The following is a 14984-nucleotide window of genomic DNA, read 5'->3' as shown; positions in this document are numbered from 1 at the left end:
CCTCCTCCCCCCGAGGGCGGCCGTGGTCGGCCGCCGGGCCGGACGGGACGCGGCGGCGCGCCGGGACCGGGCCGGCCGTCAGCCACCGCCGACCACCGCCCGCGCGGGACGCTGGGCGCCCCAGCCGGCCACCTGCTCGTACGCCTGGGCGGCACGGAGCACCGCCCGGTCCGAGTGGCGGGGCCCGATGATCTGCAGTCCCGCCGGCAGGCCCGCCCCGGTCGAGCCGCAGGGCACGCTCACGGCCGGCTGCTGGGTCATGTTGAACGGGTAGGTGTACGGCGTCCAGCTGGTCCAGTCCGGGGAGTGCCAGCCCTCCGGCGCGTCCCGGTCCCGGGGGAAGGCGGGGATCGGCAGGGTGGGGGTGAGCAGCAGGTCGTAGGTCTCATGGAAGCGCCCCATGGTCACGCCCAGCTCCATCCGCACGGCCGTGGCGTCCAGGAAGTCGGAGGCGCTGATCTCGCCCTGCTCCTCGATGCTGCGGCGCAGCCCCGGATCCACCTCGTCCATCGCGCCGGGACCGTAGCCCTCCAGGACCTTCGCGGCGCCGGCGAACCACAGGGTGTGGAAGGCCTCGACCGGGTCCTGGATGCCCGGATCCACTTCCTCGACCACGGCTCCGAGCTCCACGAACCGCTCGGCCGCCGCCCGCACGAGCCGCTCGATCTCGGGATCGTTCCGCCCGAACCCCAGTGTGGGCGAGAAGGCGACGCGCAGGCCTCGGACCCCGCCCTCGAGCTCTTCCAGGAAGGACCAGGAGGGAGTCGGCAGAGCTGACCAGTCCCGGGAGTCGAAGCCCGTGATGACGTCCAGCAGCAGTGCGGTGTCGGCCACGGAGCGGGTCATGGGGCCGGCGTGGGCGAGCGTGCCGAAAGGACTGGCCGGAAACATCGGGACGAGGCCATAGGTCGGCTTCATCGCCACCGTGCCGGTGAAGGCGGCGGGGATCCGGACGGATCCGCCGCCGTCCGTCCCCACGGACCACTGCCCCATGCCCATCCCCACGGCCGTGGCGCTGCCGCCGCTGGATCCCCCCGAGGTCAGACCGGGGTTTCACGGATTGCCGGTGGAACCGTGGCGGAGGGAGTCGGTGACCCCCTTCCACGCGAACTCCGGGGTGGTCGTCTTGCCGAGGAGCACGGCACCGGTCTCGCGCAGCCGAGCGACGCAGGGGGCGTCCTCCTTCCACGGTCGGTCCGCGTCGATGAGCCGGGTGCCGCGCAGCGTGGGCCAGCCCCGGGTGTAGAAGATGTCCTTGATGGACGTGGGGACGCCGTCGCCGGGGCCGAGCGGCTCCCCCGCGTGCCATCGCCTCTCCGACTCGGCGGCCGCCTGCAGGGCCTGCTCGTGGTCCACGGACACGAAGGCGTTCACCGCACCGTCGAACTCGTCGATGGTCCGCAGTGCGGCGCGCGTGGCGTCGACCGGGGAGAAGCTGCCGCGGCGGTAGCCGTCCAGCAGATCGAGGGCCGTGAGTTCCGTCAGGTCGGTCATGGGCTTCCTTCTGGGTCGAGGTCGGGCGGACGGGGACCACGGTGAGGTCACGCCGGGTGGCCGTGGGAGTCCTCCTGCCCCGGGGGACGACGGGAGGGACGTCCTGGACGACCTGCTGCGAGCTCCTCCGGGTCCGGGAGCTCCGAGAGGACAGGCAGGACCATGCCGGCCCGGACCACCGGCGCCCTCCGGGGCCCCGTGGCCGGACAGGGGTGTCCGCACAGCCGTGGTGCGTCCCTCCACGGCTCGCGCCACAGCGGAAGCTGCCCGAGACTCCCCAGCCACCAGGTCGGTTGCGATCGCGCGGTGCGGGAGGAGCACACCGGGGAGGGCGAGGGGGAACATGCGATGATCATCCTCCAGTCGTACGATTGTCTACAACTAGCATAGGACGTGACTGTGATCCAAGCAACAGAGAATGAGCAGGAGCTTCGGGGATGCCAGGGGTGCGCAGCGGGCATGGGTGGTGGGAGTGGAGCGCCGCGGGGCCGGGGAGGTCAGGCGCAGTTCCCGGCCCTCGTTCCTCGCCCTCTTCGGGGTATGATTGTGAACAATATCCTTGTCCAATGCTTCGAACCACGGCCGGAGGCGCCATGACCAGCTCCATACTCCACCCGGTGGTCCAGGAGACGACGCCTGCTCTCATTGCACGGCAGTTGCGCCGGGCCATCGGCGAAGGCGACCTGGTGCCCGGTCAGCAGCTGAACGAGGCCGAGCTCAGCCGCGGCCTGGGCGTGAGCCGCGGGCCCCTGCGGGAGGCCATGCAGCGGCTCACCCAGGAAGGCCTGCTCGTCAGCATCCGGAATCGGGGCGTGTTCGTCATCGAGGTCACGGACGACGATGTGCGGGACATGTACCTGGCACGCACCGCCGTGGAGCGGGCGGCCGCGACACGAGCCATCCAGATCAACGCTGAGCTCGCGGGTGAACGGCTTCTCGAGGTGGTGCGCACGATGACGTCGGCGGTCGCGCAGAACGACCCGGACGCGCTCACGGAGGCGGACGTGGAGTTCCACGCGCTGCTCGTGGCTCTCGCCGGCAGCCCCCGGCTTTCCCGGATGCACACCACGCTCATGGTGGAGACCCGCATGTGCATCACCGCGCTCGAGAACCGGTACAGCTCTCCCGCCTTCCGGCTGGACGAGCACCGGGGCATCGCCGAGGCGATCGGGCGGTCCGACGTCGAGGGTGCCGACCGGCTGCTCCTGGAGCACATGGAGGACGCCATCGACCGTCTGCGCCCCGCCGGGGCCTGAGCCGCGGGCATCACGTGGTGCCCGGCCCCACGAGGATCAGGCACCACCCACGTCCGGGGCCCTTCGATGCCCGGCGCCCGTCCACGCGGCCCATGACCTCTGCTCCCGGGCCGCGTGGACGGGCGCCGGGCGCGCGGGGCGGACGGGAGCGCGTGCGGGCGCGCACGCACGTGCGTGCCCCTCGTCCGCCCGGGACGGTCGGACGAGGGGCACTCGTGCATCGGGGCCCGGTGCGCCGGGCCGTTCCATCAGCCGCGCGGGACGGCCATGTACTTGGTCTCGAGGAACTCCTCGATGCCCACGCGGCCGCCCTCGCGACCGAGCCCGGAGGCCTTGATGCCGCCGAAGGGCGCGGCCGGGTTGGAGACGATGCCCGTGTTGAGGCCGAGCATGCCGACCTCGAGGGCGTCGCCCACCCGGAATCCGCGGTCGATGTCCTGCGTGAAGAGGTAGCCCACCAGGCCCCAGGGGGTGTCGTTGGCCATGCGGACGACCTCCTCCTCCGTGTCGAACGGGATCACGGGGGCGACCGGACCGAAGATCTCCTCGTTCATCAGCTGGGCGGACGCGTCGACGTCGGACAGGACGGTCGGGCTGTAGAAGTAGCCGGGCCGGTCCGGACGGGAGCCGCCGCAGACGACCGTGGCGCCCCTGGACACCGCGTCGTCCACCAGCTCCTGCACCTTGGTGAGGGCCTTCTCCTCCACCAGGGGGCCGACGTCGATGCCGTCCTGTGCGCCGTCGCCCACCGACAGCCCGCTCAGGCGGGCGGCCAGCCGCTTCGAGAACTCGTCCGCGACCGAGCGCTGCACGAACAGGCGGTTGGCCGCGGTGCAGGCCTCGCCCATGTTGCGCATCTTCGCCGCCACGGCCCCGTCCACGGCGCGGTCCAGGTCGGCGTCCTCGAACACGACGAACGGGGCGTTGCCGCCGAGCTCCATGGAGGAGCGCATGACGTGCTGGGCGGCCTGCTCGAGCAGGCGCACACCCACCTCGGTGGATCCGGTGAAGCTGATCTTCCGGGCGATGCCGCTGGACATCCACGGGCCGACCACGGTGGAGGCCCTGGAGGTGCAGATCACGTTCAGCACGCCCTCGGGCAGGCCGGCCTCGACGAGGATGTCCACCAGGGCGAGGGAGGACAGCGGGGTGAGGTTCGCGGGCTTGAACACCATGGTGCAGCCGGCGGCGATGGCCGGGCCGATCTTGCGGGTCCCCATGGCCAGCGGGAAGTTCCACGGGGTGACCAGCACGCAGGGACCCACCGGCTCCTTGGAGACCAGGATCCGGTTCTTGCCGTCACCGGTGGTGGTCTGGTCGCCGCCGATGCGCACGGCCTCCTCGGAGAACCAGCGGAAGAACTCGGCCGCGTAGGCGACCTCGCCCTTCGCCTCGGCGAAGGGCTTGCCCATCTCCGTGGTCATGATCAGCGCCAGCTCGTCCTGGCGCGCCATGATGATGTCGTACGCGCGGCGGAGGATCTCGCTGCGCACCCGGGGCGGGGTCCTCGCCCAGTCCTTCTGGACGCGGCCGGCGGTCTCGATGGCCCGCCGGGCGTCTTCGGCGCCGCCGTCGGCGACCGTGGCAATGACCTCCTCGGTGGCCGGGTTGACGACGTCGAAGCGCTTGCCGGAGGCGGCTTCGCACCATTGGCCGTCGATGAACAGGCCGGTGCTGACCGTGCCGACGGCATCCAGGGCCTTCCGGGAGGTGCGGGAGGCGTTGACGTTGGTGGTCATGGAGTGTCCTCTTTCGGGGTCGTGGAACGGGTTCGGTCGGAGGCCGCCGGCTGCGGCGGGCCCGGGTCCAGGATCTGGGCAAGGTGCAGACCCGGCCGGGCGGCGTCGAGCTGGTCGACCTGCATGGCGCACGAGAAGCCGTCGGTGAGCACCGCGGCCTCGGCGTCCGTCCCGCGCAGGGCCGGTGCCAGAGCGTTCTCGGCGACCTGCATGCTCACCTCGTAGTGCTGCTTCTCGAAGCCGAAGTTGCCGGCCACCCCGCAGCAGCCGGTGGCATCCACCACCTCGTCCACGCCCGCGGCCCTCAGGGCCGTCCGCTGACTGCCCGCGCCGAACACCGAGTACTCGTGGCAGTGGGTCTGCAGCACCACCCGCTCGGGCACGGGGCGGGCCGGGGACGGGGCCCAGCCGCCCGCGACGCGCTCAGCCGTGTGCGCCGCGAAGCTGCGCACACGGGCCGCGACCCGTCGCGCCTGTTCCGTTGGGACGAGCTCGGGCAGGTCCTTCCGCAGAGCCGCGGCGCAGCTGGGCTCCACGACCACGATCGGGCGGTCCGTGCCGTCGTCGAGGGTGTCCGCCGCCCGGGCCAGCAGCTTCTTGGCGGTGCCCAGCTGGCCGGTGGAGATCCAGGTGAGCCCGCAGCAGGCGTCGGCAGAGCACTCCACGGTCTCGCCGGAGTCGGCGAGGACACGGGCGGCGGCACCGGCCACCTCGGGCCGGAATCCCCGGGTGAAGGTGTCGACGAACAGCACCGCGGTTCCCGGTTCCTTCCCGGCGCCCCGTGCTGCGGCGACCTCACGTCGCCACTCCCCCGCCCCGGCGAAGCGCGGCAGGGGGCGCTGGGTGGTCACCCCGCCCAGCACGGCGGCGACCTTGCCCAGGGGCGTGGCCAGCACCGCGTTGACCAGCGGGGCGATCCGGCCGGTCAGCTTGAGCCAGCGCGGCAACCAGCCCAGGGAGAAGTGCGAGAGGGGTCGCAGCCGGCCCCGGTAGTAGTGGTCGAAGAACTCGGACTTGTAGGTGGCCATGTCCACACCGGCTGGGCAGTCGGTGGCGCACGCCTTGCAGGACAGGCACAGGTCCAGGACCTCCCGCACCTCCTCCGAGCGCCAGCCCGCCTGCACAGTGGCTGCACCGCGGACCATGTCCTGCAGCACGCGGGCGCGGCCCCGGGTGGAGTCCTTCTCGTCCCGCGTGGCCCGGTAGCTGGGGCACATCACCCCGCCGGTGTCCGCACGGCAGCGGCCCACGCCGATGCAGCCCTGGACGGCGTGGACCCAGGGGTCCGTGCCGGCACCGGAGGCAGTGGTCGGGTCGTCGGTCTCCGCCAGGGAGCCGCCGCCGTGGCTGCCGACCGGGCGCAGGTCGAAGCTCGTACGCCACTTCCGCGCCGGCACGCCCTCCAGCGCCAGGTGGGCGTCCATCGGGTCCGGGGCCGTCACCGAGCCGGGGTTGAGGATTTCGGACGGGTCCCACAGCTGGCGGTACCGGGCGAAGGCCGCGAGCACCGCCGGGGAGTACATGATCGGCAGCAGCTCCGAGCGGGCCCGCCCGTCCCCGTGCTCGCCGGACAGCGACCCGCCGTGCCGGACCACCAGCTCGCTGGCCTCGCGGGTGAAGCGGCGGAACACCTCCCGGCCGGCGTCGGTGCGCAGGTCGAAGGTGATCCGGATGTGCATGCACCCGGCGCCGAAGTGGCCGTACATGACGCCGTCGAGCCCGTGCTCGGCCATCAGGACGCGCAGGTCCGCGAGGTAGTCCGCGAGGTCCTCCGGGGCCACGGCCGAGTCCTCCCATCCGGGCCAGGACTCCCCGCCGCCGGCCAGCCGGGAGGACAGACCGGCACCGTCCTCGCGCACGCGCCACAGCGAGGCGCGCTCCAGGAGGTCCGGCACGGCCCGGCCTTCCACGAGCCGGCCGTTTCCCGCCAGCCGCGCCAGCAGGCGGTCCGCCTCCGCGGCCACCGCCTCGGGCTCGTCGCCGTCCAGGTCCACGAACAGCCAGGCCCGTCCGGCGGGCAGGCCCAGCACGGAGTCCGCCCCGCGCCGGAACCGCATGGTCTCCACGATGGCCTCGTCCGTGCCCTCCACGGCGGCCGGCGAGAACTCCAGGATGGTGGTGATGTCCCGTGCGGCCTCCACGACGTCCTCGTAGCCCAGGCACACCAGCAGCGCGCTGGCGGGCTTGGGGACGATCCTCATCCGTGCCCCGACGACGACGGCGCAGGTGCCCTCCGAGCCCACGAGGGCCCGTGCCACGTTGAACTTCTTCTCGGGCAGCAGGTTCTCCAGGTGGTACCCGGAGACCTGGCGCTGGATCCGGCCCAGCTCCGTCCGGAAGGCGGCCAGGTTCTCCCGCGCCAGCCGCGTCAGCGACGCGGTCAGCTCCGCCGCACGGGCGGCGGAGAACGTGTCCTGCGGGTCGGTGGCGCGCAGCTGCGTGGTCGTGGCGGTGAGCCGGGCCCCGTCGGTGGTGACGACGTCGATCTCCGCCACGTGGTCGGAGGTGCGGCCGTAGCGGACGGAGTGGTTGCCGCACGCGTCGTTGCCGATGGCCCCGCCCACGGTGGCACGGTTCTTCGAGGAGGGGTCCGGGGCGAAGGTGGCGCGGTTGACGGTGACGCGCTCGACCTCCCGGGTGAGGTCCGAGAGGACCACGCCCGGGTCCACGTCCACCGTGCCCGCGGCCTCGTCGATGGCGCGAATGCGGTTCATGTGGCGGGAGAAGTCCAGCACCACCCCGGGGCCCACGGCGTTGCCGGCCATGGACGTGCCCCCGCCGCGGCCGATCAGCGGCGTCCCGGCCTCCCGGCACGCCGCCACCGCTGCCAGCACGTCCTGCACGGTGCGCGGGAACACGACGGCCAGGGGCGCCACCCGGTAGTTGGAGGCGTCGTAGGCGTACTCGGCCAGCCGGCGCGGCGAGGAGTCGGCGGCCACTCCGGCGGCCGCCAGGCGCGCCAGCACGGCGGGCGTCGCCGAGGCCTGCTCGCGCGCGGCGACGGACCGGGCGTCCGCGGTCGTCGGGTCGGCGCACGCACGGACCGCCGTCGTGGGCTCGGGGGTGGCGGGGTTCATGGCGTCCTTCAGGATCCGGTGGCGGTGGTGACCGCCTCGGTGACGGCGGCCAGCGCGGCCTCGAAGCGCTCCAGGCCGGTGCTGATCTCGTCGGCCGTGACCACGAGGGCGGGGATGAGCCGCACCACGTTGCCCGTGGGGCCGCACGTCAGCGTGAGCAGGCCCTGGTCCGTGGTGGCCTGCTGGACGGCGGCGGCCGTCCGGGCGTCCGGAGCCCCGTCCTCGGCGGTGAACTCGATGCCCTGCATCAGGCCACGGCCGCGGACGTCGCCGATCACGGGGAAGCGCTCCTGGATCTGGATCAGCCCGGCCTGCAGCTGTTCGCCGCGCACACGGGAGTTCTCCACGAGACCCTCCTCCTCGACGACCTCGAGGGTCGCGACGCCGGCCGCGGCGGAGACGGCGTTGCCGCCGTAGGTGCCGCCCTGGGAGCCCGGCCAGGCCTTGGACATGGTCCCGGTGGAGGCCGCGATGGCGGAGATCGGGAAACCCGAGGCGATGCCCTTGGCCGTGATGATGATGTCCGGAGCCACGTTGGAGTACTGGTGGCCCCAGAACCTGCCGGTCCGCCCGACGCCCGCCTGCACCTCGTCGAAGATCAGCTGGATGCCGTGCCGGTCGGCGCGTTCGCGCAGGCCGTCCATGAAGGCCCCTGGTGTGGGGAGGTAGCCGCCGTCGCCCAGGGCGGGCTCGATGAGGAACGCCGCCGTGTCGTTGGGCGCCGTGCGGGTCTGCAACAGGTAGTCCAGCTCCTGGAGGGCGAAGGCCACCGCGGCCTCTTCGTCCCAGCCGTAGCGGTAGGCGTACGGGAACGCGGACATGTGCACCCCGGCCATGAGCGGCGCGTAGCCGGCGGAGAATTTCGTGCCGGCGGTCGTGAGGGAGGCGGCGGCCACGGTGCGGCCGTGGAAGCCGCCCTGGAACACGACGATGTTGGGCCGGCCGGTGGCCATGCGCGCCAAGCGGATGGCCGCCTCGACGGCCTCCGAGCCGGAGTTGGCGTAGAACACGGAGTCCAGCCCCTCGGGCAGCACCTCGCCCAGTTTCTCGGTCAGCGCCAGCAGCGGCTGGTGCATCACGGTGGTGTACTGCGCGTGGATGATCTTGCCGACCTGCTCACGAGCGGCGGCGACCACCTTCGGGTGGCAGTGACCCGTGCTGGTGACACCGATGCCGGTGGTGAAGTCGAGATAGGACCGCCCGTCCGTTCCGTGGATCCAGCTTCCCTGGGCGTGGTCCACGACCACGGGGGTCGCCTGCTTGAGTACGGGGCTGAGAGAAGTCATGGCTCACATTCTCCGGGGAGAATTGAATTATTGTCAACAATCCTGTGGCGTCCTACAGTGGCGCCATGGAAGAGACAACGCAGACCCAGTCCCCCCGGCGACGCCCGAAGGTCGTCATCCTCACGGCACCCGCCACGAGCGCCCCCTACAACGCGTCGGACGTCGAGGGCCGCGCCGACGTGGTCTGGACCGACGCAGAGGGCCTGCCCGGGGCCCTGCCCGGGGCCCAGGTCCTGTTCGTGTGGGACTTCTTCTCCCCTGCCCTGCGCGACGCCTGGTCCCACGCCGACTCCCTGGAGTGGATCCACGTGGCTGCCGCGGGCGTGGACTCCCTGCTCTTCGACGAGCTGCGGGAGTCCCCGGTCCAGGTCACCAATGCCCACGGCGCCTTCGACGGACCCATCGCGGAGTTCGTCCTGGCGTCGGTGCTCGCCCACGACAAGCTGCTGCACGCCAGCAAGGACCTCCAGCGCCGATCCGCCTGGAGGCACCGCGAGGTGCAGCGCAGCGCGGGGCAGCACGCCCTCGTGGTGGGCACGGGGGGCATCGGACGGGCGACGGCCCGACTGCTCCGGGCCGTCGGCCTGGAAGTCCGGGGGGCCGGACGCACCGCACGGGAGGAGGATCCGGACTTCGGGACCGTGGTTCCCAGTGCGGACCTCGCCGAGCACGCCGGCTGGGCGGACCACCTCGTGCTCATCGCACCCCTCACGGAGGACACCCGCGGCCTGCTGGGCACGGAGGTGCTGGCTCGGATGAAGCCCACCGCCCACGTGGTGAACGTGGGCCGGGGCGCACTCGTGGACGAGCCGACCCTGGTCCGGGCGCTGCGCGAGGGCGGGATCGCCGCCGCGTCGCTGGACGTCTTCGACGAGGAGCCGCTGCCCGCCGAGCACCCGTTCTGGCGGATGGACAACGTGCACGTGTCCGCGCACATGAGCGGGGACGTCGTCGGCTGGCGGGACACGCTGGCGGACCAGTTCGCGCAGAACCTCACCCGCTGGTGCGCCGGGGAGGATCTGGTCAACCAGGTGGACAAGCAGCTGGGCTACGTGCGCCGCGGCTGAGGCACGGAAGGCGGTTCCCGCGCGCGGACCGGCGCGGAGTCCCGCGTCAGGTCGTCTCAGCGCGGGCGAAGCTCAGCGTCTCCCCGCGAGCACCGCCCATCCAGACGTCCTGGCACGCGGCGGCGAGCTCCTCGAGCCCCTCCTCGACCGTCGCGAAGACATTGCCCGGAACCCACCCGACGTCACCGTTGACCAGGAGGTTGTTGCGTCCGTAGAAGACGGCCAGATCGATGAGCAGGCGGTTCTCCGCGGTCCCCGCCGAGGCCTCGTACCCATAGGCGGGATTGTCGAGGACGCCCTCGAAGGTGAAGTAGCACAGGTCCCCGGGGATCGGCGTGATCGTCTGATTCTCGGGACCGGGCTCCTCCTCGGCGAAGGCGGGGACGAGCGCGTAGATCTCGTTGCGCGCGAACTTGCCGTGGAACACCTGCCCCGACTGGGGCAGCGCCTGCCACACGGCCTCCGCGGTGCGCGGCGCCTCGTCGTCGAGCAGTCGCGCCCGGGCGGTGACGCCCCGCTTCTCCAGGGTGATGGTGAGGTACCGCGTCATGGGTGGTCTCCGTCCGATCGAGGGCAGAGGTGCCGCAGTCCGGCACCCTATGATTGTTTACAATCCAACTGTAAGCTTTTTCGTGAGACGCGCAACACACCACGAAGGGGCCTCCAGCACCATGCACACCGTCGCCATCCTCTACCCCGGCCACAGCGCGGAGGACGAGTTCCCCGCCCTCGAGCAGCTCGTTCCGGACGCCTCCTTCCCGGTGCTCCACACCTGGGAGGGCGGCACCGACCACGACGTCGACGCGCTGCTGGTCCTGGGCTCCCGGGAGAACCTGGCGCCGTCCGCCGAGAGGGCCCGGGACCTCTCCCCCGACGCCGCGATGTGGGCGTGCACCTCGGGCAGCTTCGTCTACGGCTCGGAGGGTTGCCGCGAACAGGCGGGATGGGTCGAGGAGGCCGCCGGCGTCCCGTCGTCCTCCACCTCCCTGGCCTTCGCCGAGGCGGTGCACCACCTGGGGCTGAGCAGGGTCGCCGTGGCCGCAACCTACCCGGAGGACGTCGCCTCGCACTTCGTGCAGTTCCTGGAGCAGGACGGGATCACCGTGACCGCCCTGTCCACCTACGACGTCCCCAGCGGCGAGGACGCGGGCCTGCTGGATGCCGAGTGGGTGCTCGAGACCGCCCGAGCCGCCGACCTGACCGGCGCGGAGTGCCTGCTGATCCCGGACACCGCGCTGCACACGGTCGCCGTGCTGCCCCGGCTCGAGGAGGCCCTCGGCGTGCCCGTGCTGACGGCGAACCAGGTCACGGCCTGGCAGGGGCTCCGGCTGGCCGGACACCCCGCGCGCGCCGAGGGCCTCGGCGCCCTGTTCAGCCGCTGAGCGGCACGCTCAGCGGGTCGCCGATCAGCTGAGCCGCTCCACCGACGACGACGGCGCCCCGCAGGGCGCCGTCGTCGTCGGTCGTCACCGTTCCGGCGGGCCGCTCAACCGGGGGCGGCGCGACCCACCGCACCCAGGCGCTGACCCTCGGTCGCCAGGGGCAGGCCGAGCCGCCGCAGACCCGCCCAGGCGGTGACCTGGTTGGCGGTGAGCACCGGCTTGCCCAGCTCCTCCTCGAGGGCCGCGATGATGTGGAACGTGGGCAGGTTGGTGCAGGACACGAACACGGCCTCCGCGTCCGGGCGGTCCGCCTGGCGCACGAGGTCGGCGGTGACGTGGTAGGGAACGTGCCAGATCAGGCGATCCAGGCCCAGGCCCGCGGTGCCCACGACGGTGCGCCCGTCGGCGGCCAGGAAGTCCTCGAGCCGCTCCGTCAGCCTGGGGACGTAGGGGGTGGCGATGGCCAGGCGGGCGACCCCCAGGACGCCCAGCGCCTCGAGCAGCGCCTCGGACGTGGTCACGGCCGGGGCGTGCGTCTCCTCCCCGATGGCGGCGGAGATCCTCCGGGCCCCCTCGATCCCGTTGACGAAGCTCCCGGAGGTGCAGGCGAACACCACGGCCTCCGGCTCGACCGAGGTGAGGCACCGGGCGGTGGAGCGGATCTCGGCGTCGTCGCCGAGCGCGCTCGCCATGTTCTCGTCCACCACCATGGGGTGATGGGGGGTGCGGGCGACGGCGAGCGAGACGTTGTCGGGCATCCAGCGCCACAGCTCCCGGTCCAGCGCCATGTCATAGGGATCGACCACGCCGATGACGCGGTCGAGCTCGGGGCCCTCAGGTATGAACCGCTGGATGTTGGGCATGTCTCATGGTCCCATAGTGTCTGATCGTCGACAATCCTCGTCCCTGGGAGATGCCATGCCTTTCGACCCCTCGTCCGGCCGACCCCCCGCCACGGGCCGCGCCCGCCACGACCACGAGGCCTACGTCCGTGGACTGCCGCCCACACCCCGGCCCGCAGGAGCCTACGTGCCGGTCACCGAGGCAGGCGCGCTGGCCTTCACGGCCGGCCACACCCATGCCGTGCAGGGCGTGCTGACCCACCGGGGCGCCGTCGGCGCCCCGGACGGCCCCGCCGCCGAGGACGCCCGCGAGTGTGCGCGGCTGGCGGTGCGCAACTGCCTCGCGTCCCTCGCCCACCACCTCGACGGCCTCGGCCGGGTGGCGCAGGTCGTGTCCATGACGGGATATGTCGCGGCGGCCCCGGGATTCACCGCCCACCCGGGCGTGCTCGACGGAGCCTCCGATGAGCTGCTGGACGCGTTCGGGGAGGACGGCCGGCCGTCGCGAGCAGCCGTCGGGGTCACGAGCCTGCCCGACGGAGCGGTCGTCGAGATCAGCCTGGTGGTCGCCCTCCGTTCCTGACGTGCCCGGCGGGGAAACCGCCCACGGGTACGCTTTGCGAATGACGTCCCCTCGCGCCACGGGCCCCCGCATGCTCCGCTCCCTCGTCGTCCGCTCCGCCCTGGGCCTGATCGCCGTCCAGACAGTGGTGGTGGCCACCCTGGTGGCCACCGACGCGGTCGAGCGCCGGAGCCGCTCGCGGCGCTCCGGGTTCCCGCGCCCGGGCACGTTCGAGCACACGGTCGCCGAGACCGGCACCACGGTCTACACCTACGGGGAGGACCTCTTCCGGGACATGCTCGCCGCGATCCGGGGCGCGGAGCACCGGGTGCAGCTGGAGACCTTCATCTGGAAGGACGACGAGGTCGGCCGCGAGTTCCTGGACGCCGTCAACGACGCCGCCGCCCGCGGTGTCGAGGTGCACGTGATGTACGACGGCTTCGGCAACCTCGTGGTGCCCCGCGGCTTCTACCGCTTCCACCCGGACGTGCACGTCTTCCGCTTCCCCGTCCTGCGCCCGCGCCTGCTGCTGAGCCCGCTGCAGGCGACCGGGCTGACCCACCGCAAGCTGCTGGTCGTCGACGACGAGATCGGTTTCGTGGGCGGCTACAACATCGGCTCGCTCTACGCCACGCAGTGGCGGGACACCCATGTCCGGCTCACCGGCCCCGCCGCCTTCGAGCTGGGCCACTCCTTCGCCGCGGTGTGGAACCACCCCTCGGCGCGGCGGCCGAGGCTGCCGCACGTGAACCCGGGCGCGTGGGACTCCCGGGTGCGGGCCATCAACAACATCCCGGCCAGCCTGGTGTACCCGATCCGCAGCGTCTACCTCGACGCGATCCACCGGGCCACGGACCACATCTACCTGACCACCGCCTACTTCATCCCCGACCAGCAGATCCTCTCGGCCCTGATCGAGGCGTCCCGGCGGGGAGTGGACGTGCGCGTCATCGTGCCCGAGGACTCCAACCACGTCCTGGCGGACTGGCTCTCCCGCGGCTTCTACTCCACGCTGCTGGCCGAGGACATCACGGTGCTGCTCTACCGCCACGCGATGATCCATGCGAAGACCGCGACCATCGACGGGCAGTGGTCGATCATCGGCACCGCCAACATCGACCGGCTCAGCCTGGGCTTCAACTACGAGACGAACCTGGAGATCCACGACCGGGACTTCGCCGCGGACATGGAGGAGGTCTTCGCCGCCGACAGCGAGAACTGCCGGGAGCTCACCGCCGACCGGTGGGACGAGCGGCACCCCGCGGCCTGGTTCGCCGAGACCGTGCTGGTGCCGCTGCGCCCCTTCCTCTGACTCCCCCGGCGCCTCGGCCCGGCTCGCCCGTCGGGGAGGACAACAGGACGACGATCCCGAGCACCGCGCAGGCGGGGGAACTCGGTGACGCGCTCAGGGGCGGGTCCTGGTGGGGAGCCGGGTGCTACTCTCGGGCGTCGGTGTGACAGGGGTGAGGTGGTCGTGGACGTGGTGGCTGTGGAGACCCTCGATCCGAGCGCGGCGTTCGACGTCGTCGACCTGCTCGGCGTGCTGACCAACGGCATCCTGGGCGGGGCCGTGGCGCGCCAGCTGAAGATGGACCCCGTCGGCTTCGCGTTCCTCGCCGTCGTCTCCGCGCTCGGCGGGGGCCTGCTGCGGGACACCCTCCTGCAGGTCGGCTTCCCCGTGGCCCTGACGAACCCCGCGTACCTCATCACGGCGATCGCCGGCGCCACGATCGCCTTCTTCCTCCGGCTCCAGGGGAAGTGGACCAACCGCGTGCTCGTCGTGGCCGACGCCCTGGCCCTGGGCTGCTGGGCGGCCACGGGCACGGGCAAGGCCCTCGACGTGGGACTGAGCTGGCTGCCGGCCGTCATGATCGGGGTGATCACCGCCGTGGGCGGCGGGATGATCCGCGACATCGCGGTGGGGCGGGTGCCCATGATCTTCGGCGGCAACACCCTCTACGCCACCGGCGCGGTGATCGGCAGCGCCGAGATGGCGGTGCTGCACGGCATGGGCTACCCCAACTGGGGCATGGCAGCGGCGATCCTCACCGCCGCCACGGTCACCGTGGTGGCACGGCGCCGGGGGTGGCGGCTGCCCGGCGCGGGCGAGTGGAACGTGCGCCTGCCCAGGCGGGACTGGCCCCGCCCGACGTGGCGTCCGCGCCGGCCGAGCCGTGGGAGCGGTGGACGCGACGGTTCCGGCCGGGGGGAGGACCCCGGCGCGTCCTGACCGATCTGCCGGGGCCGCGGAACACGTCCCCGGGTCCGCTCGGCCACCG

Annotated in this window: 11 protein-coding genes and 1 pseudogene; 6 read left to right on the top strand and 6 right to left on the bottom strand. The window is 72.4% G+C overall.

Annotation, left to right across the window (positions count from 1 at the left end):
- Positions 1–78: 78 nt before the first annotated feature.
- A pseudogene (locus ACFYE3_RS00535) lies at positions 79–1494 on the bottom strand (amidase).
- Between the two features lie 593 nt (positions 1495–2087).
- Between ACFYE3_RS00535 and ACFYE3_RS00530 the strand changes: the two are divergent.
- Entirely contained in the window at positions 2088–2750 is a 663-nt protein-coding gene (locus tag ACFYE3_RS00530) for a GntR family transcriptional regulator (protein ID WP_387605821.1), read from the top strand.
- A gap of 248 nt (positions 2751–2998) precedes the next feature.
- Here the strand turns inward: ACFYE3_RS00530 and ACFYE3_RS00525 are convergent, their stop codons facing one another.
- The 3 genes from ACFYE3_RS00525 to ACFYE3_RS00515 are packed head-to-tail and all read right to left on the bottom strand — an operon-like array spanning position 2999 to position 8852.
- Positions 2999–4489 carry an NAD-dependent succinate-semialdehyde dehydrogenase gene (locus ACFYE3_RS00525; RefSeq protein ID WP_387605824.1) on the bottom strand — a complete coding sequence of 497 codons (1491 nt, stop codon included), beginning with the start codon at positions 4487–4489 and terminating at the stop codon, positions 2999–3001.
- Positions 4486–7566 (bottom strand): FAD-binding and (Fe-S)-binding domain-containing protein, encoded by a 3081-nt coding sequence (locus ACFYE3_RS00520; RefSeq protein WP_387605825.1) that lies wholly within the window; start codon positions 7564–7566, stop codon positions 4486–4488. The genes ACFYE3_RS00525 and ACFYE3_RS00520 overlap by 4 nt, the downstream gene beginning before the upstream one ends.
- An 8-nt stretch (positions 7567–7574) precedes the next feature.
- Positions 7575–8852, bottom strand: coding sequence for an aspartate aminotransferase family protein (locus tag ACFYE3_RS00515; protein WP_387605828.1), 1278 nt, complete (start codon positions 8850–8852; stop codon positions 7575–7577).
- Positions 8853–8917: 65 nt separating this feature from the next.
- On the opposite strand from ACFYE3_RS00515, the gene ACFYE3_RS00510 reads away from it, so the two are divergent.
- Positions 8918–9919 carry a D-2-hydroxyacid dehydrogenase gene (locus ACFYE3_RS00510; protein WP_387605831.1) on the top strand — a complete coding sequence of 334 codons (1002 nt, stop codon included), beginning with the start codon at positions 8918–8920 and terminating at the stop codon, positions 9917–9919.
- Positions 9920–9965: 46 nt separating this feature from the next.
- Here ACFYE3_RS00510 and ACFYE3_RS00505 read toward each other — a convergent pair whose 3' ends face one another.
- A complete protein-coding gene (locus ACFYE3_RS00505; protein WP_387605834.1) occupies positions 9966–10469 on the bottom strand; it encodes a DUF3830 family protein in 504 nt (167 codons plus the stop codon).
- A 121-nt stretch (positions 10470–10590) separates the two neighbouring features.
- On the opposite strand from ACFYE3_RS00505, the gene ACFYE3_RS00500 reads away from it, so the two are divergent.
- Complete coding sequence (locus tag ACFYE3_RS00500) at positions 10591–11301, top strand: maleate cis-trans isomerase family protein (protein WP_387605836.1); 711 nt, start codon at positions 10591–10593, stop codon at positions 11299–11301.
- Positions 11302–11405: 104 nt separating this feature from the next.
- Here ACFYE3_RS00500 and ACFYE3_RS00495 read toward each other — a convergent pair whose 3' ends face one another.
- Positions 11406–12164 carry a maleate cis-trans isomerase family protein gene (locus ACFYE3_RS00495; RefSeq protein WP_387605837.1) on the bottom strand — a complete coding sequence of 253 codons (759 nt, stop codon included), beginning with the start codon at positions 12162–12164 and terminating at the stop codon, positions 11406–11408.
- Positions 12165–12219: 55 nt separating this feature from the next.
- Between ACFYE3_RS00495 and ACFYE3_RS00490 the strand changes: the two genes are divergently transcribed.
- The 3 genes from ACFYE3_RS00490 (at position 12220) to ACFYE3_RS00480 (ending at position 14935) form a co-directional block, all read left to right on the top strand.
- Positions 12220–12726 carry a RidA family protein gene (locus ACFYE3_RS00490; RefSeq protein WP_387605840.1) on the top strand — a complete coding sequence of 169 codons (507 nt, stop codon included), beginning with the start codon at positions 12220–12222 and terminating at the stop codon, positions 12724–12726.
- A gap of 40 nt (positions 12727–12766) precedes the next feature.
- Positions 12767–14017, top strand: a complete 1251-nt coding sequence (locus ACFYE3_RS00485; protein ID WP_387605842.1) for a phospholipase D-like domain-containing protein — start codon at positions 12767–12769, stop codon at positions 14015–14017.
- Between the two features lie 162 nt (positions 14018–14179).
- Positions 14180–14935 carry a trimeric intracellular cation channel family protein gene (locus ACFYE3_RS00480; protein WP_387605843.1) on the top strand — a complete coding sequence of 252 codons (756 nt, stop codon included), beginning with the start codon at positions 14180–14182 and terminating at the stop codon, positions 14933–14935.
- Positions 14936–14984 lie beyond the last annotated feature (49 nt).

The organism is Kocuria arenosa, assembly GCF_042879215.1.
GTDB classification, from domain to species: Bacteria; Actinomycetota; Actinomycetes; order Actinomycetales; family Micrococcaceae; genus Kocuria; species Kocuria arenosa.
Note: the sequence above shows the minus strand (reverse complement) of the source record. Positions and strands in the feature narration are given on the sequence as shown.

Excerpts from the sequence above, each read along its gene's own strand:
- ACFYE3_RS00530 (WP_387605821.1), top strand. The coding sequence starts at position 2,088 with ATGACCAGCTCCATACTCCACCCGGTGGTCCAGGAGACGACGCCTGCT.
- ACFYE3_RS00525 (WP_387605824.1), bottom strand. The coding sequence starts at position 4,489 with ATGACCACCAACGTCAACGCCTCCCGCACCTCCCGGAAGGCCCTGGAT.
- ACFYE3_RS00520 (WP_387605825.1), bottom strand. The coding sequence starts at position 7,566 with ATGAACCCCGCCACCCCCGAGCCCACGACGGCGGTCCGTGCGTGCGCC.
- ACFYE3_RS00515 (WP_387605828.1), bottom strand. The coding sequence starts at position 8,852 with ATGACTTCTCTCAGCCCCGTACTCAAGCAGGCGACCCCCGTGGTCGTG.
- ACFYE3_RS00510 (WP_387605831.1), top strand. The coding sequence starts at position 8,918 with ATGGAAGAGACAACGCAGACCCAGTCCCCCCGGCGACGCCCGAAGGTC.
- ACFYE3_RS00505 (WP_387605834.1), bottom strand. The coding sequence starts at position 10,469 with ATGACGCGGTACCTCACCATCACCCTGGAGAAGCGGGGCGTCACCGCC.
- ACFYE3_RS00500 (WP_387605836.1), top strand. The coding sequence starts at position 10,591 with ATGCACACCGTCGCCATCCTCTACCCCGGCCACAGCGCGGAGGACGAG.
- ACFYE3_RS00495 (WP_387605837.1), bottom strand. The coding sequence starts at position 12,164 with ATGCCCAACATCCAGCGGTTCATACCTGAGGGCCCCGAGCTCGACCGC.
- ACFYE3_RS00490 (WP_387605840.1), top strand. The coding sequence starts at position 12,220 with ATGCCTTTCGACCCCTCGTCCGGCCGACCCCCCGCCACGGGCCGCGCC.
- ACFYE3_RS00485 (WP_387605842.1), top strand. The coding sequence starts at position 12,767 with ATGACGTCCCCTCGCGCCACGGGCCCCCGCATGCTCCGCTCCCTCGTC.